This window comes from Neolewinella maritima, from assembly GCF_923081025.1.
Classification (GTDB): Bacteria; Bacteroidota; Bacteroidia; order Chitinophagales; family Saprospiraceae; genus Neolewinella; species Neolewinella maritima.
Genome location: NZ_CAKLPZ010000003.1, coordinates 431,616 through 456,534 on the forward strand (window position 1 = coordinate 431,616; position 24,919 = coordinate 456,534).

At 58.4% G+C, this 24,919-nt stretch carries 18 protein-coding genes and 1 other RNA gene; 11 read left to right on the plus strand and 8 right to left on the minus strand.

Features of this window, described 5'->3' with window-relative positions:
* Nucleotides 1-179: 179 nt before the first annotated feature.
* The 9 genes from MJQ68_RS13535 (at nucleotide 180) to rdgB (ending at nucleotide 11,486) form a co-directional block, all read left to right on the plus strand.
* Entirely contained in the window at nucleotides 180-1,445 is a 1,266-nt protein-coding gene (locus tag MJQ68_RS13535) for an NYN domain-containing protein (RefSeq protein WP_238751665.1), read from the plus strand.
* An 87-nt stretch (nucleotides 1,446-1,532) separates the two neighbouring features.
* A complete protein-coding gene (locus MJQ68_RS13540; RefSeq protein WP_238751667.1) occupies nucleotides 1,533-2,249 on the plus strand; it encodes a pyridoxine 5'-phosphate synthase in 717 nt (238 codons plus the stop codon).
* Nucleotides 2,250-2,582: 333 nt separating this feature from the next.
* Nucleotides 2,583-5,828, plus strand: a complete 3,246-nt coding sequence (locus MJQ68_RS13545; protein WP_238751669.1) for a SusC/RagA family TonB-linked outer membrane protein — start codon at nucleotides 2,583-2,585, stop codon at nucleotides 5,826-5,828.
* Nucleotides 5,829-5,937: 109 nt separating this feature from the next.
* Nucleotides 5,938-7,281, plus strand: a complete 1,344-nt coding sequence (locus MJQ68_RS13550; protein ID WP_238751670.1) for a SusD/RagB family nutrient-binding outer membrane lipoprotein — start codon at nucleotides 5,938-5,940, stop codon at nucleotides 7,279-7,281.
* Between the two features lie 105 nt (nucleotides 7,282-7,386).
* On the plus strand, nucleotides 7,387-8,127 hold the full coding sequence (locus tag MJQ68_RS13555; RefSeq protein WP_238751671.1) for a hypothetical protein: 741 nt from the start codon (nucleotides 7,387-7,389) through the stop codon (nucleotides 8,125-8,127).
* A 57-nt stretch (nucleotides 8,128-8,184) separates the two neighbouring features.
* Nucleotides 8,185-9,906 carry a GMC oxidoreductase gene (locus tag MJQ68_RS13560; protein ID WP_238751672.1) on the plus strand — a complete coding sequence of 574 codons (1,722 nt, stop codon included), beginning with the start codon at nucleotides 8,185-8,187 and terminating at the stop codon, nucleotides 9,904-9,906.
* A complete protein-coding gene (locus MJQ68_RS13565; RefSeq protein ID WP_238751673.1) occupies nucleotides 9,906-10,643 on the plus strand; it encodes a gluconate 2-dehydrogenase subunit 3 family protein in 738 nt (245 codons plus the stop codon). Before MJQ68_RS13560 ends, MJQ68_RS13565 begins: the two co-directional genes overlap by 1 nt.
* Before the next feature lie 63 nt (nucleotides 10,644-10,706).
* Nucleotides 10,707-10,803: signal recognition particle sRNA small type (gene ffs / locus MJQ68_RS13570), an RNA gene on the plus strand.
* Between the two features lie 74 nt (nucleotides 10,804-10,877).
* Nucleotides 10,878-11,486 (plus strand): RdgB/HAM1 family non-canonical purine NTP pyrophosphatase, encoded by a 609-nt coding sequence (gene rdgB / locus MJQ68_RS13575; RefSeq protein WP_238751674.1) that lies wholly within the window; start codon nucleotides 10,878-10,880, stop codon nucleotides 11,484-11,486.
* Here rdgB and MJQ68_RS13580 read toward each other — a convergent pair.
* From MJQ68_RS13580 to MJQ68_RS13590, 3 genes are all read right to left on the minus strand, one after another.
* On the minus strand, nucleotides 11,449-13,095 hold the full coding sequence (locus tag MJQ68_RS13580) for an amidase (RefSeq protein WP_238751675.1): 1,647 nt from the start codon (nucleotides 13,093-13,095) through the stop codon (nucleotides 11,449-11,451). The two genes, rdgB and MJQ68_RS13580, sit on opposite strands and share 38 nt — an antisense overlap.
* 69 nt (nucleotides 13,096-13,164) lie before the next feature.
* A complete protein-coding gene (locus MJQ68_RS13585; RefSeq protein ID WP_238751676.1) occupies nucleotides 13,165-15,936 on the minus strand; it encodes a 2-oxoglutarate dehydrogenase E1 component in 2,772 nt (923 codons plus the stop codon).
* Nucleotides 15,937-16,046: 110 nt separating this feature from the next.
* Nucleotides 16,047-16,844: an SDR family NAD(P)-dependent oxidoreductase gene (locus MJQ68_RS13590; RefSeq protein WP_238751677.1), complete on the minus strand. Its 798-nt coding sequence runs from the start codon at nucleotides 16,842-16,844 to the stop codon at nucleotides 16,047-16,049.
* Between the two features lie 114 nt (nucleotides 16,845-16,958).
* On the opposite strand from MJQ68_RS13590, the gene MJQ68_RS13595 reads away from it, so the two are divergent.
* Nucleotides 16,959-17,390, plus strand: coding sequence for an HAD family acid phosphatase (locus tag MJQ68_RS13595; RefSeq protein ID WP_238751678.1), 432 nt, complete (start codon nucleotides 16,959-16,961; stop codon nucleotides 17,388-17,390).
* Nucleotides 17,391-17,672: 282 nt separating this feature from the next.
* On the opposite strand, the gene MJQ68_RS13600 is transcribed toward MJQ68_RS13595, so the two are convergent.
* The 5 genes from MJQ68_RS13600 to MJQ68_RS13620 all read right to left on the minus strand — a co-directional run bounded on the left by MJQ68_RS13600 (nucleotide 17,673) and on the right by MJQ68_RS13620 (nucleotide 24,290).
* Nucleotides 17,673-19,031: an HlyD family secretion protein gene (locus MJQ68_RS13600; protein ID WP_238751679.1), complete on the minus strand. Its 1,359-nt coding sequence runs from the start codon at nucleotides 19,029-19,031 to the stop codon at nucleotides 17,673-17,675.
* A 27-nt stretch (nucleotides 19,032-19,058) separates the two neighbouring features.
* Nucleotides 19,059-20,510, minus strand: coding sequence for a TolC family protein (locus MJQ68_RS13605; protein WP_238751680.1), 1,452 nt, complete (start codon nucleotides 20,508-20,510; stop codon nucleotides 19,059-19,061).
* Nucleotides 20,511-20,595: 85 nt separating this feature from the next.
* A complete protein-coding gene (locus MJQ68_RS13610) occupies nucleotides 20,596-21,972 on the minus strand; it encodes a type IX secretion system plug protein (protein WP_238751681.1) in 1,377 nt (458 codons plus the stop codon).
* Nucleotides 21,969-22,580 (minus strand): DNA-3-methyladenine glycosylase, encoded by a 612-nt coding sequence (locus MJQ68_RS13615; RefSeq protein WP_238751682.1) that lies wholly within the window; start codon nucleotides 22,578-22,580, stop codon nucleotides 21,969-21,971. The genes MJQ68_RS13610 and MJQ68_RS13615 overlap by 4 nt, the downstream gene beginning before the upstream one ends.
* Nucleotides 22,581-22,619: 39 nt before the next feature.
* Nucleotides 22,620-24,290, minus strand: coding sequence for an AMP-binding protein (locus MJQ68_RS13620; protein ID WP_238751798.1), 1,671 nt, complete (start codon nucleotides 24,288-24,290; stop codon nucleotides 22,620-22,622).
* 214 nt (nucleotides 24,291-24,504) lie between these two features.
* Between MJQ68_RS13620 and MJQ68_RS13625 the strand changes: the two genes are divergently transcribed.
* A complete protein-coding gene (locus MJQ68_RS13625; protein ID WP_238751683.1) occupies nucleotides 24,505-24,894 on the plus strand; it encodes a hypothetical protein in 390 nt (129 codons plus the stop codon).
* Nucleotides 24,895-24,919: the final 25 nt, after the last annotated feature.

The following is a 24,919-nucleotide window of genomic DNA, read 5'->3' on the forward strand; positions in this document are numbered from 1 at the left end:
ATTGCGTTGATCGCCGTGATCCCCCGTTAGTTGGATCACTATATTATTCAGTACTCAATTCTGTCGGCCGGCTTTATGCCCCGACACACACATTTTTAGACGTTCGATCGTGTACGGCAGTTGCTAGAAGCCGTACACCAGTCATGTAAGTATACGCGGCGTAAATATCGCTCCTTCGTATGCCAGCTCGCTTAGCTATATTCTGGGATTTTGCACAGTTGCACACTTCCCTACTCACCGCCGCTAATAATGGTCAGCCGTCCCGCCTGCCCACCAGTGTGCCCCAGCCCGAAGTCGTCGACGTACAGTGCCTCATGGCCTATTTCGACGATGCCGGCCAGGTGGTGTACAACCGTGCGTACGCCGACTGGCGTCCCCTGGGCAACTACGCCGACGTACTCTCCGATACCTTCATCGACCTAAGTCAGATCTTCTCCAACAAGCAGGGCAATCCGTACGTGTTCCGGCAGCTGAGTGCCGACCTGCTGGCCTACCTGCGTACGCCCGACCACGCCGAGGAGATCCTCATCGTCGGGGGCGGTAGCGAGTACCGGCAGTTGCGGCAGACCGTCCACGAGTACGGTAGTCGGCTGATCGGTCTCGGTGTGGAATCCGAAGCCGACGACTTCTGGATCCAGAGCTGTGACGATTTCCACTTTTACCACCGCCTGGGGTGCCGTAAACTGTACACCGGGGCCGTCGACGGCGGTCATAGTCTGTCTACGGAGCGGGCCCGCAACCTGCTGACCGTAGCCATCAATCAGCTATCCCGCTACTACGGTAGCGACTGGGTGCAGCAGGTGCGCATCAAACCGGCCATTATTCGTCAGGAGCCTGACTTCGACGAGGGCATGCTGGGCTATGAGGCCTTCAGCCAGTTTCTGCGCGACCAGTCCGACCTGCTCGAGCGCCGCCACCGCGAGGGGGAGCAGGAGCCCGAGTACCGACTCATCGGCGAGCACGCCCAGCGTCAGCCACGCCCCGAACGCGCCGATCCCGAGCAAATCGCCAATTTTTATCTGCGCGTGGCCTCCCAACAGGGCATTCGCATGCCGGATCCGGTGATCATGTGGGAGGGGATCGACGTGTACGCCGGCTTTCTGGCTGACGATATTTCGTTTGCATCCTTCGCCGAGATCGACCAGGAGTGCCTGCGGCTGCTCCGCGAGGACTACCCCAATCTGTCCATGACCGAGGTCAAGAAGGTGCGGCAGGTGCTGTTCAAGTGCTTCCTCTTCCGCCCGTCCGTCGACGACACCATCGGTTTTCACGACGAGATCAAGGGACTCGAGGACATCGAGGACCGCTACTTCCAGCTCATGCTGGCACGCATCGGCAACAATATTCAGGAGCCCCTCGACTACACGGCCCTTTCCCTGGCTCTCACCGGTACCCCCGACCAGGGCGACCGTCTGAAGGCCCTCGACGAGCTGGAAGAGGAGTAACCGGAGGGCGGGGCCGCGGGTGCGTGGGATGGTACCGGTGACGTGCCCTACTTTTGCCGCCTACTCTAAGTAACGCTCTTTCGCACCATGCCCGCACGCCTCTCCGTCAACCTGAATAAAGTAGCTCTGATCCGCAACAGCCGCGGGGCCAACTACCCGGACCTGCTGCAGGTGGCCCGCGACTGCGAACGCTTCGGCGCGCAGGGGATCACCATTCATCCGCGTCCGGACCAGCGCCACGCGCGCTACGACGATGTGGCGGCCCTGAAGGAGGTCGTGACCACCGAATTGAACATCGAGGGCTACCCCTCGGAGGAATTTTTGCAAATTGTGCTCGCCAGTAAACCCGACCAGGTGACCCTCGTGCCCGACGAGCCGGGACAGCTGACTAGCGACCACGGTTGGGACACCGTCGGGCGGGCCGGCATGCTCACTCCCATCATCGAACGGCTGCGCGCTGCCGGCATCCGGACCTCTATTTTCGTAGATCCCGATGCTGCCATGCTGGATGGAGCGCGGACGGTAGGCACCGACCGGGTAGAATTTTACACCGGGCCATTTGCCAAGGGCTACGCTAGCGATCGCGTGGCTGCGGTTGCCCCCTTTGCCGAGGCGAGCCGCTATGCCGCTACACTGGGTCTGGGCATTAATGCGGGGCATGACCTCAACCTGAACAACCTGGCGTTTTTTGCCCGGCAACTCCCTGACCTCCAGGAGGTGAGTATCGGCCACGCACTGATCTCTGATGCGCTGTACTACGGATTGGCAAACACGATTCAGCTTTATTTACAACGGCTGAACTAGCGGCCGGGCCCGGTGCCGCCCCCAGGAGAATGCAGATTATTTGGCGAATCGAGTTCGCCCGGAGGATTGTGTCGCGACCGTACCCAGGGACAGTCGTTTAAGTATTTAGGTTGCACAGGCAGCGAAATATTTTAACTTTGCGTTCACACCACTGAACATTCCCCCCACTAGCTGTGGGCACGGCTGACCCTCTAACGCGCACTAATCAACCAATAGTCAGCCTCCGGTTACCCGCTACGATCCAATAGATACTAGTACTTCAGGATGGTTTCCGTACCCTCCGGTCCGTACACAGTTTTATAGCCTTTTAATCAACTACAACATTCGACTAGCATGAAAAGAATACTACTCTTGCTTGCCATCGTCAGTTTTGCGTGCAGCATGGCGATAGCACAGCAGACTGTTTCCGGTACCGTTTCTGACACAGAAGGAGAAGCCCTCATCGGCGCCTCGGTTCTGGTAGAGAACACGACGTCTGGAACAGTTACCGACATCGATGGCAACTTCACCCTCGCTATACCCGATGGGTCTACTGCCCTCATCGTCAGCTACACGGGTTTCACGACGCAGACCGTGGACCTGCAGATCGGTACTACCACCTACAATATTTCTCTGGAAGAAAACGCCGCCCAGTTGGGGGAAGTCGTCGTGACTGCCCTGGGCATCGAACGGCGGCGGGACGAGGATCTTTCCTCCGCAACACTGGTAAAGGCGGACGTGCTTCAGCGCTCGGGTGAAACTGGCGTAGTCCAGGGCCTGGCGGGTAAGACCTCTGGTATCAACATTACCCGTAACTCGGGTGATCCCGGTGCTGGTGCTTATATCCAGATCCGCGGTCAGAACACCATTCTCGGTGACGCCTCGCCATTGATCATTCTGGACGGAGTTCCTATCTCTAACTCGAACATTGGTGGTGGTACCGCCGGTGTGGTACAGCAGAGTCGCCTCAACGACATCAACCCACAGGACATTGAGAGCATCACCGTACTCAAGGGGGCTTCCGCCGCAGCTGTTTACGGCACGGGTGCAGCCAACGGCGTACTCGTAATCAATACCAAGCGCGGCCGTACGGGAGGTAAGAAGTACAGCGTGAGCGCTGGTGTTTCTTACGGTTTGGACGAAGTGAACCGGGAGTACGAAAAGCAGAGCACCTTCGGACAGGGTTCTCCTAACACCCGTAGCAACTTCGATCAGTTCGGTACCTTCGTACCTAACACCGGCCTCAGCTGGGGTGATCGTATTTCCGATCGTAGTGGAGCTACCGTATTCGACGAAGACGGAGGCTTTTTTACTGGTGACCAGACGGGCACCGTGTACCGAGGGTTTGCCCGCGACGCAGATGGCAACATCATCAACAATGGCAATACCCAGACCTTCAACGAGACCAACCGCGACCAGGTGTTCCAAACGGGTAACACCCTGGACATGAACGTAGGCGTCAACTTCCGTGGTGACAACAGCAACACCTACGTAAGTATCTCCAGCCTCCAGCAAGAAGGTCTGCTGCGCGGTAATTCTGATTACAATCGTAGTACGATCCGTATCAACCAGGATTTCAACCTAACTGAAAAGTTGAACATCCGGGTTAACTCCAGCTACTCTGGTGTAGAATCCAACCGGGTACAAACGGGTTCTAACCTAGCCGGTCTCTACCTGGGCTACCTGCGTACTTCCCCCGACTTCGATAACACGGACTACTCGGGCGACTACACTGTTGACGGTGTATCCAGCCCCGGCCACCGTGGCTACCGCAACTACCTTGGAATCGGCCGCCCGGCCTACAACAACCCAGGTTGGACCATCAACCGGCAGGTGAACCCCTCCGAAGTGGACCGTTTCCTGGTCGCTCCTGAGATCAACTACAATATCCTACCTAACCTGAAGTTCACGGCCCGCTACGGTCTGGATTACTACACGGACGAGCGGCGCACCGTCTTTCCCGTCAACTCAGCGGGTGATTTTGGCCAGGGTGGATTGTTCCGGGATGAGATTACGGAAAAGACCCAGAACCTGTTCCTGATTCTGACGGGTAACTCCGACATCAGCGATGCCTTTGCGGTGGACTACACCGTAGGCTACAACTACTTCGACAATGACTACCAGCGGCTCAGTGGCTCGGCTACTAACCTGTTGGTACCCTCCGATCAGTTCATCATTGAGAACGCCATCGCGTCTAACAACGGTTCTACCCAGTTCCTGAGTCGGAACCGGAAGAACGGTGTCTTCGGCGTCCTGAACTTTACGGTTGTAGAAAACCTCCTGGTCGAACTGAGTGGTCGTGCAGAACGCACCGCTTCCCTGCCCGACGAAGTATTCTTCTACCCCAGTGTAAGCTTAGGCTACAAGCTGTTGGACGACGATTCCAAGGCGTTTAGTTTCGCCAAACTGCGTGTTAGCTACGGTGAGGTAGGTATCGAACCCCCACTGTACCGCAACCGCTCTACCTTCGTTTCCACCACTCCCGGTTCTGGTGGATGGGGTGATGTACTGGATGGCCTCAACTACGGAGGTTCGTACGCTCGCAGCTCGATCCAGGGTAACCCCAACCTGACCAACGAGCGGGTGAAGGAAATCGAACTGGGTGGTGACTTCCGCTTCTTCCAGAACAACCTGCGGGTTGGACTTACGTACTACGATCGGGTCACGGAAGATGCCCTGCTGGATGTGGAGACTCCTCCCAGCAGTGGATTCACCTCGAGCTTTGCCAACATCGCCGAGATCACCAACACGGGCGTTGAATTTGACTTTTCCTACAACGTATTCCGCGGTGGCGACATGCAGTGGCGCGTCTTCGGTAACGCCAGCCACAACGAGAACATCGTAACCAAGCTACCCGATGTCAGTCGCCTGATCCTGAACGGCTTCACGTCCACTTCTTCCGCACTCGTGGAAGGAGAGACCTTTGGCGCCATCTACGGCGGCAAGTACGCCCGGGAAGCCGACGGTAGCCTGAGCCTGAACGAGGACGGATTCCCCTTCAACGACCCCATCCAGGGTGTGATCGGTGATCCTAACCCAGACTGGCGCGGAGGCCTCGGTAGCGAATTTGGCTACAAGGGAGTATCGTTCAGCCTGCTGTTCGAAACCGCTCAGGGACAGGATATGTGGAACGGTACCCAGGGAGTTCTTAACTACTTTGGTATCGCGACCACTACGGCCAACATCTCTACGGCACCGTCCGACATCAAGAACGCTGCCGGTAATACCATCCCCGCAGGCACGCAGTTCCGTGGTAACGTGATCGACTTCGGTGCAGGTCCCGTAGCTGCTGATGCTTCGTGGTACCTCGGTAACGGAGGTGGTTTCGGTGAGATCGACGAGCAGTTCGTAGAGGATGCTTCCTGGACACGTCTGCGTGAAGTAACCCTGAGCTACGCACTGCCTACCACCCTGCTGGAAGGTGTAGGTTTGAGCAACGTCAGCATTGGCGTAACCGGACGTAACCTCGTACTCTGGAGTCCCTTCGAGGGTGCTGACCCCGACACTAACCTGACGGGTGCCTCCCGCGGTCGTGGTCTTAACTACTTCAACAACCCCGGAAGCCGCTCCGTACTGTTCAACCTAAAGTTCGGCTTCTAGAATGACGTAAGGTCTGCAGGAATCAAAACGTGAAGGGTGGTCACCAAAGCACCATCCTTCACGTTATCCTCGACCGCTCGTTTTTTTTCACTTCCACTTAATCAGACAAATGAAGAATGTAGCATATGCGGCGCTACTATCCGCCGCACTGTTCACGTCCTGTGAGAGCATTGTAGATGACCTCAACGTGAACCCCAACGAATTTACCGAAGTACCCACTCAGTTAGTATTTAATCAAGTGGTACTGAACACGGCAGCCATTGCGGAGGCCGAGCCCCTCCGGATCGCCGGAATGTGGGCCGACCAGTTTGCCGGTACGGACCGCCAGTACATCACCCAGGATCGTTTCGAAGTAGGCTCCGCTACCTTCGACGAAGTGTGGGGTGATCTCTATCAGCAGGGTATCTCCCAGGCGCAAATTGCACGGGAGCAAGCCACTGCAGAAGGACAGACCGCTATCGCCAACTACTCCCAGATGCTCGAAGGCTACTACGCCGCCGAAGCAGCACTGATGTTTGGCGATGTACCCTACACGGAAGTCAACAAGCTAGAATTTGCCGATCCAAGCTATGAGCCACAGGAACAGGTGCTAGCCACTGCTATCTCACTGATCCAGGGCGCTATAGGCGGAGAAGGTTCCGACCGATCCGTATCCGTGGCTAACGAAGTGCTCACCGGAACCTCTACCTGGGGGGAGTTCGGTAACGCACTGCTTGCACGCTACTACCTGGCTCAGAGTGACTACGAGAACGCCCTAAGTGCTGCCACCGCCGCTGATTTTGAAGACTTCTCCGATGGAGTAGACATCATCCATACTACGACCAACTTCTCCGAAAACCTCGTGTACCAGTTCGAGGCTGAGCAGCGTGCCAACTACCTCTCGTTCGGTACCGCCGGCACCGTCGAGTCCACGCTGTACAACTTTCTTTCTGACACCACGGCCCTGTCGCGTGGGGATGATAAGACGGACGATGCTGCGCGTCTCAACCTCCTGAGCTCCGGTATCGACCAGGGTATCTACCGCATCAACGTAGAGTCCGATGGGTTCTTCGCTGCAGATGCCAACTTCCCCGTCATCGGCTACCCCGAAGTGCAACTCATTATCGCTGAATCCGCCGCCCGTACGGGTGACTCGGAAGCTGCGCTGACTGCGCTGAACAACGCGCGTAACTACTGGGACAATCTGACCGGAACGGACTCCTACGAAGACCTGGACGACACCGACCTCAGTGGCGACGATCTTCTCCGTGCCATTCTGGTCGAGAAGTATGTGTCTGTATTTGGTCTACCGACCTTCTACGATATCATCCGGACGGACAACTTCATTGGAGCCGATATGGACACGCGGAACTCACCTGCTGAGCGCTTTCTCTACCCCTCTACCGAAGTTTCTTCTAACAGTAACTACCCCGGCGACAAGTCGTTGGATGATCCAACCCCTGTATTTAATTAAGCGTATTTGACCTACGGTCACTACCTATTGGATCAAGCTACGGCGGACGCATCACCTTGGTGCGTCCGCCGTTTTTGTATATTGTTCTTCCCTTAAATCCATCCCATGACTAATCGTACTATACTTCTTCAAGTCGTGATGATGCTATCTATGACCGCATTCGCCCAGAATCAGACTACCGATCTCAGTAGTCAGACAGAACCCAACGATAAGACTCGTCAGGCCATGTTCAACCTGCAGGATCCAAGCGCAGCACTAACGGCCGGTGGGGCCTTCTACGTAAGTAACCCTACGTTTGCCTACGAGATTGATCCAAAAAAAGCCTACCTAAATCCCACCTTCCAGCCCCTCTCCATCGTCTTGCTCAACGGCCAAGAGTACGAACTCCCCGGCCGCATTCGCCTCATCGATCAGAAGGTAGAGGTACAAATGGACGACAAGGTCTACGACCTGGACAATCAAAAGGTACAGGCCATTATCGACGCCCAGGGTAGGGTATTCGTATCTGGCTTCGACCCTACGGGCCGCATCAAGGGCACCCATCTTTATGAGGTTGCCTTTGCTGGTGCCGACCGTCGCCTACTGGTGAATCATAGTACCGTTTGGGAAGACCCCCCCCAGCAGAATATGTTTGATACCAGTGAGCAGCGAAAGACCCTTAAATCTGTCACTCGGACCTATTTGGTCGTTGGAAGCAACGGCTTAGAGATCAACCGGCTGAGCGATCTCGCGGATGTACTAGGTCTGAGTAAACGGAGCGAAGGGATGCAGTTTGCCAAGCGGAATCGACTCCGCAACGAGACGGCGGATTACGTTGATCTACTGCAATTCATCGAAGCGCGCTAACCCGACGTAGAAGTAGCGCAGCACGCCGTAACTTGGGAGTCTCAAACCCAGCGATCCGTGCAGATAAAGAAGAACGATAAAGAATACGATGTAGTCATCGTAGGCTCCGGAGCCGGCGGCGGTATGAGCGCGCGCATCTTAGCCGAAAACGGCCTCAACGTAGCCATCATCGAAGCAGGTCCTTACTTCGACCCCCAGAACAAAGAACAGAAAACGCAGCTACGCTGGCCCTGGGAAAGCCCCCGGCGCGGCGCCTCTACTACCCGGCCCTTCGGTGATTACAATGCCGCCTTCGGGGGGTGGGAACTTCCCAATGAACCATATAGTACGGTAGGTGATACCCGCTTCGAGTGGTTCCGCTCGCGCATGCTCGGCGGACGTACCAACCACTGGGGAAGGATCAGCCTGCGCTTCGGCCCCGACGACTTCCACAAGAAAGATTTTGACGGACTAGGCGCCAACTGGCCAATTACCTATGAGGAGATCAAACCCTACTACGACCGGGTCGACAAGATGATCGGCGTCACGGGTACCAACGAGGGCTTACCCAATGATCCGGACGGCTTCTTCCTGCCCCCACCCAAGCCCCGCCTGTCGGAACTGATGTACACCAAGGCCGCCCGTAAAAATGGCGTTCCGGTATACCCCTCCCGCATGTCGATGCTGACCAAAAAGCTCAACGACGACCGCGGGGTCTGTTTCTACTGCGCGCAGTGTAGTCGCTCATGCGCAGTCTACGCCGACTTCAGCGCCGGCAGCTGCCTCATCTTCCCCGCCGTGAAGGCAGGGAAGGGGCAGGTGGATATACTGGTTAACTGTATGGCCCGTGAGGTCATCACTGACGACACCGGCACGGCCACTGCCATCAGCTACGTCAGCAAGGACGACCGCCGGGAGTACGAAGCAAAGGGAAAGGTCATCGTACTCGCTGCCTCCGCCTGTGAAACTGCGCGCCTGCTCATGAACTCGCGAATGAAGGGACAAACGGAAGGATTGGGCAATAGCTCCGGCACCCTCGGCCGCTACCTCCATGATAGTACCGGTGCCGGTGCGGCAGCCTTCATTCCCAGTCTGATGGACCGCAAGCGGTACAACGAAGACGGCATGGGTGGCCTGCATGTCTATTCCCCCTGGTGGGGCGATAATAAAAAGCTCGACTTCCCCCGGGGCTACCACATCGAAATGGGGGGCACCATGGGTATGCCCATGTACGGCTTCGGCGGTGGACACAAGGCCATCCAGAAAATTCTCAACTACAAGGTGGGTGGCTACGGCAACCCCCTCCTGAAGGAGATGAAATCCGTATACGGCGCAGGTTTCTACATCTCCGGCCGCGGTGAATCGGTAGCACTCTACGATAACTACTGCGAGATCGACCCGAATTCCGTGGATGAATGGGGTATTCCCACCCTGCGCTTTCACTACAAGTGGACAGACCACGAGCGCCTACAGGCCAAGCACATGCAGGAAACCTTCCGCAGCATCCTCACGGATATGGGTGGCGAGATCCTGACACCGGAGTACACCTACGAGCAGGACTATGGCATGCTAGCCCCCGGGGCCATCATCCACGAAGTAGGTACCGCCCGGATGGGCGACGACCCCAAGGAAAGCGTCACCAATAAATACGGCCGACTACACGATGTACCCAATGTGTACATCAACGACGCGGCTACCTTCTCGTCGCAAGCCGATAAGAACCCCACCTGGACGATTATGGCCCTGGCTATGCGCAACAGCGAGCACATCGTCTCCGAACTCAAAAAAATGAATATCTGATGGATCGCCGCAAATCACTTAAAACACTCCTCGGCGGTGCTGTCGGGACCGCACTGTTCACCCAGGTAGGCTGTAAGGAAGCCGGCACCGACCCGGTACCCGCCTCGGCAGGTACCGAGTTGGAAACCAAGGGCTATGGCTTACGTACCGCCTGGGAAGCCGAGCGGGAAGAGCGTATCAATAACTCGCGCTTCTTCTCCGACTTCGAGCTAGAGACTATTGGCGTACTCGCCGATATCATTGTTCCGGCGGGCGAAGATCATGCCAAAGCCACCGACACTGGGGTGGTCGAGTTCATCGAATTCATGGCCAAGGATCAGCCCGATGTCTATCAGACCAGACTACGGGGTGGCCTCGCCTGGCTCAACGCCGAAACCAGCCAGCGCTATGGCGGTAAGGCCTTCATCGAGGCCACTCCGGAAGAGCAACTCGCCATCGTGGACGATATCGCCTACGAGCTACCCGAATCCGAGGCGGAGAGCAACCCCTTGCGTACGGGTATAGACTTCTTCGACCGCTTACGCTTCCTGGTCGTCACGGGCTTTTTTACTAGCCGCGATGGGGTAGAATACCTTGGCTATATGGGCAATCAGCCCAACGTATGGGACGGCGTACCCCAGGATGTACTGGACGCCCATGGCCTGCAGTACGACCCGGAATTACTGCCCAAGTACGTAGATCAGGAGCGCCGTACCATCACAGCCGAGTGGGATGAGCAGGGCAACCTGATTACCTAAGCAAGCCAGTCAAAATTTAGCGGACAAATTGTACACCGTACCTACTAAAGTCCTACCTTTGGGGCTTGGGCGGCACACGGTCAGCTCCTTCTGAATTCCCCCAGGGCAGAAATGCAGCAAGGGTAGGAGGTTGAGCGACTGGTGTGCTTGCCCATTTTTTTTGCTTATTATTGAGATTCAGCAGGACTCGTTCCCGCACTGCGCAATCAATTGTTCGCACATGTATCTTGAGCCATGAAGCAAGCCCTCGTTTTCGCGACCAACAACCCGAACAAGATCGCCGAGATCCAAGAGCAGCTTGGTGACCGCTACGTCTTTCGTAGCCTGAAGGACATTGGCTGCACGGAAGAAATTCCCGAGACCGCCGACACCCTAGAAGGTAACGCCCGCCTCAAGGCCCGGCACGTACGCGATAACTACCGACAGGATTGCTTTAGCGAAGACACCGGGTTGGAAGTATATGCCCTCAATAAGGAGCCCGGAGTCGGCACCGCCCACTATGCAGGGCCTCACCGTAGCGCGGAGGATAACAACGCCAAACTACTGTCCGAGCTGGGCCCCCGAAAGGATCGACTCGCCCGCTTCCGCACGGTGATCTGCCTAGTACAGGGACTGGAAGAACAGTTATTTGAAGGCATTTGCGAGGGCCGTATCGCCACCTGTCCCCTCGGAAAAGATGGATTTGGCTACGACCCGGTCTTCGTTCCCACCGAAGGAGACGGCCGTACGTTCGCCCAGATGAGCCGCGCCGAAAAGGCACGGTTCAGCCACCGCGCCCGGGCCATGGCCAAGCTGGAGCACTACCTCAAAAGGCAGCAGGATGCTGCTCATCCCAGCGTGTAGCGTCCTGATACGCCGCCGCTACCTCAATTAGTTCCTGTTCCCCGAATAGCCGCCCGGTGAAGGTGATGCTAGTCGGTGTACCATCGTACATTCCGTTGGGTACGGTGATCGACGGTTGTCCGGTCATATTGGTGATGAATAGGCTACTGGAATTCCAGCTCGGATTCACGTATACCTCGATGTCATTTTCAGCAAATACCCGATCCAGATCTATCATTAATTGTCGGCGTAGCCGGTTGGCCTGTACGTAGGCCACGGCTGGCACGAAGTGGGCCGCCCGAAAGGTGTTCGGCCAGGCGTTGCGCATCTGCCGCGTCAGCAGGTCATCATCACCACTCCGGCTCAGCGTTTCGAAGGCCGCGGCAGCCTCCACACTCAGGATGAAGCCGATCTCCGGTGCGCTAGGTAGATCGATCTCTACCAGCTCGTAGCCGATCGTACGTAGGCTGGCCAGCGTCGCCGAGTCGCTGGCCGCAAAGTCGTAGTCACCACCGAAGCTAGCCTTCAGGTAGCCAATGCGGCGGGGTGCGGGAATATCCAGCGGAAGGCTATACTGGAAGCCTGCAGGGATAGCGTGCCCATCCCGGGGGTCGTAATGCGCGATCGCCGCCAGCACCAATCCGGCATCCCGGGCCGAGCGCGTAATCGGACCAATTTTGTCCATCGACCAACTCAGCGCCATCGCCCCGTGCCGGGAAACCCGTCCAAAGGTCGGCCGCAGTCCGGTTGTACCACACACTGTACTCGGACTCACGATGCTCCCCAGCGTTTCCGTGCCGATGGCAAAGGGTAGCAGTCCGGCCGCCACTGCGCTGGCCGATCCGGCGGACGAGCCGCTACTGCCAGACTCCACCTTCCAGGGGTTGCGCGTCATCTCACCGTACCATACGTCTCCCCAGGCCAGGGCGCCCATGCTCAGTTTGGCGCAGAGTACGGCGCCGGCAGCGTCGAGCTGCTCTACGACCGAGGCATCCATGTCGATGGTCTGATCACGGTAGGGTTCGGCTCCCCAGGTGGTGGGGTAGCCCCTTGCGGCCAGTAGGTCCTTTGCTCCATAAGGTATGCCGTGGAGGTAGCCGCGGTACGTACCTGCCGCCAGCTCGGCGTCCATAGCGTCCGCCTTTTCCAGTGCTCGCTCCTCCGTAAGGGTGATCACGCAGTGCAGTGTAGGATCGTGTTCCTTAAGCCGCTGCAGGAAGTATTCGGTAAGCTCCCGGCTGCTGACCTGCCGGTTGTAGATCAGTCCGGCGAGCTGCTCCACGGTCATCCATTCGTAGCCCGTCAGCAGCGCACGGCCCTGCGGCAAGTTGGGCGGGAACGCAGGTGCGGTGACGGAGGTATCCGCCGGCAATTGATCGGGCCGTAAGACCGGACTAAATACCAGCGCCGGCGAAAGTCCATTCGGAATATCGGCGGAGGCAATGCTGTCGAAAGCCGCTAAATTTTCTTCCAGGTCAGGGAGCATCAGTTCGATCTCCTCATCATCGAGAAAATCGATGCCCAGTACAGCCGCGGCGTGCTTGACCTGGTCGGCGGTGACGGCCACGGTAGCCATTGCCAGTAGCAATACGCTCAGGCTGATCAGTAATACGGTAGTACGTAGGTTCATCTTGGTCACTTGGACGGGCAAGCTACGCTGTACCGACGACATGTATCGTAACAGTCGGCTGCCGCCGAGCTACTTAGCGAAGGCCTTCTGCACCAGTTCCTTCTGCTCCCGTACGTGCACCGGCTTATACCCGGTAGCCGGACTGGCGGTGGCCGGACGACCGACGTAGGTCAGTTTAAGCTCCAGGCCGAGACGCTCGCTGTATAGGAATTGCTCGCTGATGTAGCTCCAGGCACCGGCATTGCGGCTCTCCTCCTGCACCCAGTAGAATTCCGCTCCCTCGTATCGTTTCCGCAGGGCCTTCACCTGCTCGGTGGGCAGTGGAAAGAGCTGTTCGAAACGGACGATTGCCACGTCGTTCTGCTTTTCCGCGGCCTTGTGCTTCGCCAGGTCGAAGTATACCTTACCGGAGCACAGTAGTACCCGCTTGATCTTCTTAGGTGATTTTACGGTAGGGTCGTCCAGGATCTCCTGAAAGCGGGTGCCGGGACCAAAGTCCTTGACCGAACTCACCGCCATCTCGTGCCGTAGGCCAGACTTAGGTGACATCACGATCAGTGGCTTGCGGAAGTGCCAGGTGAGTTGCCGGCGCAACAGGTGGAACATGTTGGCCGGCATGGTCACGTTGGTGACGATCATATTGAACTCCGCGCAGAGTTGCAGGAAGCGTTCCAGGCGGGCGCTGCTGTGCTCCGGGCCCTGCCCCTCGTAGCCGTGGGGGAGGAGTACGGTCAGGCCACTCATGCGGCCCCATTTGCTCTCGCCACTGCTGATGAACTGATCGAATACGGTCATGGCTCCGTTGGCGAAGTCGCCGAACTGTGCTTCCCAGATCACCAGGTTTTCCGGACTGGCCGTGCTGTATCCATATTCGAACCCGAGTACGGCATATTCCGATAGCAGCGAGTTGTAGATACGTAGCTTTCCCTGCTCGTCCTGTAGTCCATCGAGGCGATTGTAGATGCTGGTGCCGTCCTGACTCTTCAGGATGGCGTGGCGGTGGCTGAAGGTGCCCCGGCGCACATCCTGTCCGCTCATGCGCACATTATGGCCCTGCATCAGCAGCGTGGCGTACGCACTCAGTTCGCCCAGCGCCCAGTCGAGCTTATCCGAAGCTACGGACTGTTCATAGCCCTTATACAACCGATTGACCTTATTCACCGGGTCGAAGCCTTCGGGTAGGGTAGTGATGTGGGTGAGAATAGCCTCCATTTGCTCGAGTGGCACGCCGGTCTCGGGCGACTCGGCGAAGAACTTATCCTGCCAGTGGTCGCGGTTTAGCTCACTCCAGGCCTTTTCCGGTGGCTGATAGCTGTAGGGGAGGTCACTGTTCTTGACCTTTTGGTGAAGGGTCTGTAGTTCAGACTTGAACTTCTTGGCCATCTCCTTGGCCAGTTTGGCTTCTACGTCATGACGGGCCACGAGGCGATCCGTATAGACCTGCCGCACGTTCGGATGCCGCTTGACGCGCTCGTACATGCCGGGCTGAGTGTAGCCAGGATCGTCCCCTTCGTTGTGGCCGTTCTTCCGGTAGCACAGCATGTCAATGAAAACATCGGAGTTGAAGCGGTTACGGTACTCCATGGCCAGCTTAGCTACGTAGAATACGGCCTCCGGGTCATCACCATTGACGTGAAACACGGGAGCTTCGATGACGGTAGCTACCCCACTGGCGTAGATACTGGTGCGGGCGTCTTCGTAATCGGTCGTAAAGCCGATCTGATTGTTGATGATCAGGTGGATCGTTCCACCGGTAGTATAGGCCTCCAGGCCACTCATCTGGGCAGTCTCGAAGACTACGCCCTGACCGGCCACGGCGGCATCGCCATGGATCAGGATGGGTACGATCTTATCGTAGTCGTTGGCGTAGAGTAGATCGGCCTTAGCCCGGGCAAAGCCCTCTACGACCGGTCCTACCGCTTCGAGATGACTGGGGTTAGGGGCTAGTTTGACATTTACGGCTTTACTGACGCGGGTGTCGATCAGGGAGCTATATCCCATGTGGTACTTCACGTCGCCGTCCCCCTTGATGTTATCGGGAGTAATACCCTCGAACTCCTGGAAGATGCTCTCGTACGACTTACCCATAATATTGGCCAGTACGTTAAGCCGACCGCGGTGTGCCATACCGATCACCACCTCGTCAACGCCGTCACGGGCTGCTTCGGAGATGATGGTGTCTAGTCCTACGATGGCCGCCTCTCCGCCTTCCAGTCCGAAGCGCTTCTGGGCGGGGTACTTGATCTTCAGGAAGTCTTCGAAACCTACGGCGTCATTGAGTACTTCCAGGATGTGGCGCTTGTCGTCGATGGACAGGCCGTAGGCTTCTTCCGGATGGTGCTTTTCGATCCGCTCCCGTAGCCAGCGGCGCTTCTCGCGGTGGAAGATGTGGTCGGTCTCGAAGCCGATACTGCCCAGGTAGATCCGTTGCAGGTTGGCCACGATCTGCCGTAGGGTACTTCCCTCGGCCATAAACAGGTGCTGCGCGGCCTGGAAGGGCTTGTCGAGGTCTGCATCGCTAAGATTGAAATCGGCCAGATCCAGGTCGGGGTCCGGATCGTTGAACTCCTCGATGGGGTCGATATTCGAGGTCACGTGGCCCCGAATGCGGTAGGCCTTGATGAGCGCGAACACGTTAAGTTCATTCTGTACGTGCTGCCAGTCTACTTCCCCGTCGGTGCCCGTGGGTAGTGCTACGCCCTGCTTATCGGATGCATAGTCGAAGCCGAGAAAGAAATCACGCCAGCTCTCATCGACCGAGTCGGGCGCTTCGCTGAATTGATGGTATAGTTGTTCGATGTAGCCCGGATGGGCGTTGGCAAGGTGCGAGTAATTGCTCATGATGGGAGGGGGGGCACTGGCGGTACACGCGCTGCCCGGGGCGGTTAAAGTAGGTGTTTTCCAACAGCCCCGTAGGGGCGATGTTCAATAGAATCGGAGGCGTATACCGGCTAACTGTAATACCGGCTCAGTACCCACTCCCAGGCCCGGGCCGGCAGCAGGCGTCTGGCCAGCGTGCTCGCTTTCTGCACCGGTGGCCCGATCACGTAGTGCGGGGTCAGAGTATCCCGCTCCAGGATACGCAACATACGGCCCGCCACGTAGTCTGCCGACATGCCCTGAGCTACGTTGCCGGCCATCGCATCGTCCGCCCGTTGGTAGCGGGCCCGGTACAACGGGTCCAGCTCCGCTGCCGGCTGCCGGTACTGGGTAGCGATGGAGTTAGTGGCAATGTCGCCCGGACTCACACAGCTCACCTGCAGGGCCGAGCCCCGGACCTCTAGCCGCAGACTGTCCGACAGCGCGATCACCGCGGCCTTGCTGGCGCAGTACACGGATCGGAAGGGGATGCCCATGTGCCCGGCGATACTACTGACCAGTAGCAGGCGGCCCCGGGGGCTTTCCCGCAGCGGACCGAGCGTAGCCTGACAGACATTCCAACTGCCCCAGAAATTGGTACGCATCACCACCTCCGCCCGCTCTTGCGGCATGGATTCCACCGCACCCGCGCCCCCGACCCCGGCACAGTGGAGTACGGCGTCCAGCCTACCTTCCGCCCGCAGCAGTTGCTGTACCGCCCGCTGTACAGCCTCGGCGTCCGTGATATCAGCGGGTAGGGCCACGACACCCTCCAGGGTGACGGCCCGCCGGCTCATGCCGTAGACCCGCCAACCGGCGGTGGCCAGTAGGGGGGCGAGGGCCTCACCGAGTCCGGAAGAGGCACCGGTAACGAGGGCAACAGAAGGCATAGTTTGTCGGGGTTGGGCGGGTAAAGTACGGGCAAAGATGTGGCTAATGGTCGGATGGATGCGCCGGTGGGATGTACCTTTGTGGTTTACCTACTGGAATTTAACCTACCCCGTATGGCTTCCCCCGAAAAAGACCTGGAAACTACGTTCAACGAGAAGGGCGAACTAATCAGCCCGGTGCTCGCCGCCGGCGTCAAGAACTTCCTCATCGATATTGATGGTACCGTCTGTGACGACATCCCCAACGAGGAGCCCGAGCGCATGAGCACCTGTATGCCCTACCCGGATGCCCTGCGGATCGTCAACAAATGGTACGAAGACGGTCACATCATCACCTTCTTCACCTCCCGCACTGAGGAACACCGCGAGGTCACCGAAGAATGGCTCAACCGCCACAACTTCAAGTACCACGGCATGCTCATGGGCAAGCCCCGCGGCGGCAACTACCACTGGATCGATAACCACATCGTCAAGGCCACCCGCTTCAAGGGCAAGTTCACGGACCTGATCGTGAAGAATCGCGACGTAGAAGTGTTCAACGACTAGTACGTCGTCGCGCGCTGTCTCCCCCCGGCAGACCTTTTTCTACAGCAACGGAAAGTAAATTGGATCTACCCCATAGGCATGGGGGCGGAAAAGCAGAAATAGTGGTGGCAGGATTTGCAACAGAGTGGTCCGGGGCCTATATTTGGCAGACGAATCATATTTATGACTGAGAGACTTCACTGACAACACATATGCGGAGCCCGTAGGGTCCCGTCCACTTTTAGCTTTCTGACATACCTTAATTATCAAACCCCTTCACGGCATGGACTGCGGAGGGGTTTCTTAGTCGCCCTCCGCGGTGTAGAACTCATCTTTCGCTACGACGATGACCCGCTCGCCTGACTTCAGGTCGCGGGATAGTGCACCGTAGGGACCGGCCACTACCTTGTCGTTTACCTCGAGCCCCTCGGTCACCTGGATGTGCTTGGCGTCCTGTAGCGCCGTGACTACTGGTACTTCAGCTACCGTATCGCCGCGTACTACGAAGACGACTTCTTTGAGGGCATTCGTGCCGGCACTTTCTTCCGCTGCCTCATCCTCCTCCGTCTGCTCGCGGGTGGTCACCGACTCGATGGGTACGCTCAGGGCATCCGGGGCCAGTTTGGTCAGGATATCTACGCTGGCCGACATGCCCGGGCGGAAGGGGTAGGCGTTGCCGGTAGCTACCAGGTCGGCGTAGCTACTGGGGTCGATGCTGATGCGGACCTCGAAGTTGGTCACCTGATCGGAATTCAGGACGTTATCCGCCAGACCGGCCGTCGTGCTGGAGTTGGCGATCTGGGTCACGGTACCGGCGAAGGTGCGGTTGAGGTAGGCATCTACTTCTACTTCGGCCTTGTCACCGAGTTTGACGGAGGGCACGTCGTTCTCGCTCACCTCTACCCGTACTTCCATGGCGTTCAGGTTGGCGATACGCATGAGCTCGGTACCGGTCATCTGGATAGTACCTACTACCCGTTCACCTTCCTCTACATTGAGCAGGGACACCACGCCGCCCATCGGGGCATAGAGCGTGGTACGCCGCAGGCTGGTCCGTAGCTCACCGAGATTCGCTTCGCTGGACTGGATATTATACTGGGCGGCGCGGGCGGTTTCTTCGGCAGCCCTGACGTTGCTTTCGGCGGCGGTGAGACTTGCCTCCAGGCTGCGTACTTCGGCCTGACTAGTCTCCAGGGTAGCCCGGCTAATGACCTCATCCTCGAAGAGCTGCTCGTTGCGGGCCAGTACGTTGCGGGCATTCTCGAGCTGGGCCAGGATCTGGTCGCGATTGGCCTTACTGGTATTGATCTGGGCTTCGGAGTTGGCGAGTTGGGCCCGGCTGCTGTTCACGCCGGCTACTCCCCGGGCAACCTGTGACTGGTAGACGTCGGCGTCGATCTTGGCGAGCAACTGGTTGGGTACGACGCTATCGCCCTCTTCTACGTAGAGCTCGATGACCTCACCGGATACGTCAGAGCTGATCTTGACCTCCGTTTGTGGAAAAATCTTGCCACTGGCACTGACTACTTCCTGGATGGGGCGTTGCTTGGCTTCCTGGACGAACACGCGGGTGCCGTCCTCCCCCCGGCCACTGAATACCACGGCGGCGATGACGACGAGGGCGAGGATACCGAGGACTAAAAAGATTGCTTTGCGGGACATGATTGGTATGCGTTTACTGGGGTAAAATTAATCGAGGCTGAGCCCCTGGCCGAGGTAGAACTGGATCACCTCCCGGTTGAAAATGAGCTGGTACTTCGTGCGGGTAAACTCTACGCGCGCCTGCTCCAGTCGGTTCGCTGCCGTAGTGAGGTCGAGGCTGTTGGTGGCTCCGGCATTGTAGCTGCGCTGGGCGATATCGTAGGCATTCTGGGCGGCCTCCTCGCTGATCTGTGCGGCACGGTAGGTCTCGCGGGCGGCCCGTAGGTCACCCAGGGCACGCTCTACATCGGAGCGCAGCTGGTTCTCGGCCTGTTCCATTTCGATCTCGGCGCCCATGCGCTGCACCTCCGCCCGCTGTACGTTGAGCCGGTTGAAGTTTTGCTGGTAAATGGGTACCGAGATGTTGAAGCCGAAGGACTGGCCCAGGTTCTGATCGAGCTGGTCGACGTAGCCCAGTTTGGGAAATACGAGGCCGGTCTGACTAAAAGTCGATAGCGTGCTCTCCTCCCCATTGATGAGAACGGGCACCGTAGGCCCCTCTACGAACTTTACGTTGGACTCGTCCGGATTTTCGAAGTCCCTACCCAGGTTAGAATAGTTCGTATTCACACTAGCGTAGAGCTGAACGGTAGGAAGCAGACCCGACCGCGCGATATCTTTCTGTACCTCGGCCGAGGAGCGGCGCAGCTCCGCCGCCCGGATGGTAGGCTGGGTCTGGCGAGCGGCGTTGAGCACTTCGTCCAGGTCGTAGTCAGTAAGCAGGGTGGCCTCCTCTAGGTCACGTACCGGGGTGGCGATCTCGAAGTTCGGATCGGGGTCGAGCTCCAGAAGTAATTGCAGATCCAGTTTGGCCAGCCGAACTTGATTCTCCAACTCCACTACGGAGCGCTGGTTGGCGGCCTGCTGAGCAATGATATCGTAGCGCTGTCCGGCAGGGATACTACCGGCCCGAATTTGTGCGTCCGTATTAGCGAGTTGCTCGTCCGTGAGAGCGAGCTGGGCCCGGGCGTTGGCGAGCTGCTCGCGGGTGAGTAGGATCGTAAGGTAGCTATTGGCGACCTGCAGGCCAATGTCGTTGCCGGTCACCTCGGCATCGGTACGGGCGGCCTCGAGGTCTAGCTCGAACTGCCGCAGCTGATTCTTGATGCGCCCACCGTTATAGATGGTCACTGCCCCCTGTAGCTGGTAGCCCTGGGAGAGAATATTCTGCGCTTCGAAGGTGTTCGTAGTGGGGTCGATGGTGCGGCCCAGCTGTAGATTTACGCCGGTCCCTCCGGTCAGCGTCGGCAGGCGGTTGTTGCGGCCCTGCTGCACATCGATCTGTGCCAGCTCGGTGCTGTTGTTGATGCGGCGCACCTGCAGGTTGTTTTCCCGGGCGTAGGTGACCGCCTCGCTGAGGGTCCATTCCCGGTCAGTCTGGGCGGATACGATAAGGGGAAAACAGAGGGGGACGAGGAGGTAGAAGATGCGGCGGTTCATACTGATCGTTTAGGCCAGCAAAACTACGGCTTCCCTCCACGCGGAGAAATATATTCTATGAATGACGAGATGTACTAGACCGGCGCTACTGGTTGCTGTTCGTGAGCGTAGTACCTACCAGCCGGTCGTAGCGTCCGCCCAGCGGACGGTAGTAGAGCAGGCTGAGGTAGTCGTTCTCGGTCTCGGTGAAACTGTCTTCCGTGCGGTCGTAGCCCACCCGGTCGCCGGGGCGCAGAAGCTTGCGGCCCGACTCCCCCTGGTCGGTCACGAAGTAGTAGTTGTAGAAGCCCTGCTTGATCAGCACCCGGCCCACATAGGCGTTGATGTTGGTGTTCCAGACCATGCGGTAGTCGTACTTGAGTCGCCATTCGGTCATCATACCGAACAGGTACACGTCCTCATCGAGCGGTACGCCGTTGCGGGGCTTGAGCACAAAGGTCACCTCGATGTAGTCGCCGGTGAAGTCGAGCCCGAAGCGCGCAAAGTTCTCCTGCAGAAATTCATCGGCCAGGTTCACCACCGGCCGGTCGCTACGGAAGTTGACGAAATCGCCATTCAGGTCGAAGTACTGCACGTACACGCTGTTGCCGCGTGTCTCCTCCGGGGCCAGTAGCATGGCGTAGTTGCTACCCTCATTGGTGATACTGGCTACGGGCGTGCGCGGGGCCTGGATCGAGCGCAGGTCCAGATTACGAAACTCGTTGCCCCCCCGGTATACGATCAGGTCCTGGTAGTTGAACTGCACGCTCTCGCGGCCCAGCAGGTTGGGCTGTACGCCGGTCACGGCATTGTCCCAGCGGCCGTTCTGCAGGATGCTGGCGCTCAGCTCCTGTAGCGGTGCCCGCGGCTGCAGTTGCTTGGTGTTGGCCGATAGCTGCACTTCCTGGTGGGTGTGGATCTTATCGACCCGGTTGGGGCGGGTCACCTGCGCGCTCAGTCCCGCTACATTCTCCGCTACCATGAAGCGGCGGGTGATCACGGGGCGGTTGTCCTGCTGCGTATCGTAGACCACCAGCAGGTAGTTTCCACTGCGTTCCAGGCGCATGTTCCGGTTCGGGAAGGTCAGGTCGTAGTGCACGTAGCGGGCCAGGGTGCGCAGACTGAAGTCGTAGTCCTCCAGGTAGTCGTTGCCGTACCCGCTGTTGTACTCCATTTGGCCCAGGGTGGAGGGGGTCCAGTCCCGGTCGCAGTGCACGAAGCTGTACGAATACCGGCCCACCTCTTCGCGCAGGTCATCGAAGGAGAGGCGCAGGCGGGCCCCGCCACCCAGCTCGATCACGGGGTAGGAGTGCGGAAAGCCATCCACGTGTAGCCGCACCGTCTTGATGTGGTCGACGTAGGTGTTGTCGTAGTACTTCAGGTCCTGCTCGTTCTGTGCCGTTAGCAGTCCATTCAGTAACAAAACCAGCAGGAGGGCGGATATACGCAGGTGCGCAGAAAGGAGCGAAGCGTGTAAGTTCATTGGAAGGCGTTGAGTCTACTTACGTACCGGCTCCCCTTGCGGTAGAAGCGCCAGGGTTTGGCGGCCCATTCGGGTCCGGCCCCGGCGATGCCGATGCGGGGAGTAGTCACCAGCTCATCACTCGGCACCGGCGGCCGCGCCCGCAGTTGTACGGGACTGTCGGGGTGGAGCAGGTCCAGAGCGTTGTGTGCCCGGGTGATGCCCAGAATCCTGGAAACAACGCCGGGTCCGCGGCTAAGTTGCGGCTTTAAGCTTTCCATAGGACGGCGCGCCAGCATGGTATGCACGCCCTGTGTGGGCTCGATGGCGCGGATCAGAATGGCGTGGGGCACCCCCTCCGGCCCCGTGATCACATTGAACAACTCGTGGATGCCGTAGCAGAGGTAAACGTAGCTCGTGCCTGCCCGCTGGTAAAAGGGCTCGGTGCGCGGCGTACGCCGGTAGCCGTAGGCGTGGCTGGCCCGGTCGTCGGGGGCCCAGTAGGCCTCCGTTTCGGTGATGAGGCCGGCGGTCTCCCGGCCGTCGATGTGGGTGTAGAGCTCCTGACCGATGAGCTGGCGGGCGATGTGGACGGGATCGAGGCCGGTGAGTAGGGTATGGAGGTCCATGGTGATGGTTCGTAGCTCCTCGGCGTGCAACGCCTCGACCTAGGCCTCCCGCAGTTCCCGCCGCAGGATCTTGCCGACGTTGCTCTTCGGCAGGTCATCGCGAAACTCGACCTCCTTGGGAATCTTGTAGCCAGTCAGGCTCTCGCGGGCGTAGGTGATGAGCTCCTCCTTGGTGAGCGAGGCGTCTTTCTTGACGACGTAGATCTTGACCACCTCGCCGGAGCGCTCGCTGGGTACGCCTACGGCGGCTACCTCCAGTACTTTGGGGTGGGCGGCGATCACGTCCTCTACTTCGTTGGGGTAAACGTTGAAGCCTGAGACCAGGATCATGTCCTTCTTGCGGTCTACGATGGTGAAGAAGCCGTCTTCGGACATCATGCCGATGTCGCCGGTACTGAGCCAGCCGTCCTGCAGCACCTTGGCGGTGTCTTCCGGGCGGTTGAGGTAGCCCTTCATGACCTGGGGGCCCTTAATCTGGATCTCGCCGCGCTCCTCGCTGGTGGCTACGCGGTGCGCGTCTTCGTTCCAGACCCGCATGTCGGTATTCGGCAGTGGCACGCCAATGGAGCCGATGCGGAGTTTGTCGTTCAGGGGGTTCATGCTGGCCGAGGGGCTGGTCTCGGTCAGTCCGTAGCCCTCGCTGAGGGGTACGCCGGTAAGCTTCTGCCAGCGCTCGGCTACTGCGCGCTGTACGGCCATGCCGCCGCCGACGGTGATCTTGAGGTGGCGGAAGTCGAGCTTGGTGAAGTCCTTATCGTTGAGCAGCCCATTGAAGAGCGTATTTACTCCGGTCATGCCGGCGATGCGGTTGTCCTTAAAGGCCTTGACGATGGTACTCAGGTCGCGGGGATTGACGATGAGCACGTTGCAGATGCCATGGGCGAAGATGGCTACTGAATTGACCGTGAAGGCGAAGATGTGGTACAGCGGCAGGGGACAGAGCATCCGCTCCTGGCTACCGGCCTCGAGCTTCTGCGTCATCCAGGCCTTCGACTGCAGGGCGTTGGCTACCAGATTGCTGTTGGTGAGCATGGCTCCCTTGGATACGCCGGTGGTGCCGCCGGTGTACTGCAGGGCGATGGTATCGGTGGGCTGACCGGTAAACTGGGGCAGCTTATACTTCTTGCCCTCGTCCAGGGCGGTCTGGAACTGTACGGCATTGGGCAGGTCGTAGGCGGGCACCATCTTCTTGACGTTGCGCACGACGAAGTTGGTCAGGCCGCCCTTGATCCAGCCCAGCATGCCACCGATGCTGGTGAGAATGACGGTGTGGATGTCCGTTTCTCCTACGATCTTCTGCAGATTGGCCGCGAAGTTCTCGGCGATGATGATGGCCTTGGCCCCGCTGTCGGTGAACTGGTGCTTCATCTCCGGCGGCGTGTAGAGCGGGTTGGTGTTGACGATCACCAGTCCGGCCTTGAGGATACCGTGTAGCGCGATGGGGTACTGCAGCATATTGGGCATCATGACGGCCACGCGGTCGCCGGGTTGCAGGCCGCGGTAGTGCAGGTAGGCTCCGAAGGCGGTGCTGAGGCGGTCGAGCTCATTGTAGGTGACGTCCTTGCCCATGCAGGAGAAGGCGGCCTTGTTCCCGTGCTGCTTGGTCGCATCGGCGATGAGCGCCCGGAGGGTAGGAAAGGAATCTACCTCGACGTTGGCGGGGATGCCGGCGGGGTACTGTGCGAGCCAGGGACGCTGGTCGGTGTTCATCATGATCAAGTTTAAGCGTTGGAGCTCCCAAAGTACAACACGGGGGGGATAGGCTTACTAGTGACCGCGCAAGAACTCCGGTCGGACTGGTAACGTTCTCATATAAGCACTTGCGAATGACGCATCTCCCAGATCCGGTGGCCGACCCACCCGTCTAGCGGAATTTGTGGATATTCGCTGACTGACTACGACCTTTTAAATTACTTATCCCACAATGGAAAACGGAATTCTCACCGACGCGCAGCAAAAGGACGCGGAGCTTATTCAAACCCTGCTCGACAAGATCGTAAATAAGAAGGGCTTCGACAACGTCAAGGCAAACGCCGAAGGCTACGAAACCCCCGCCAAGATCCGCCGCAGCAAGGACACCGAGGAGTACTTCATCCCCGACGTCACCGGTGAGGTCAATGGCCGCAAGAGCTACTTCGAGCTCGGTATGAAGACCGACGACGAACGCGAGCTGGTCACCAAGTGGCGGCTGCTCTCCAGCCTGGCCGCCTACAAGCACGGTAAGCTGTACCTGGCCGTCCCCCGCGGACACATGGCCTTCACCAACCGTATCCTGGCCGACTACCCCATCCAGGCCGAAGTGGTCAAGATATAGCAAGGGGTTGAGGAGTTACGGAGAA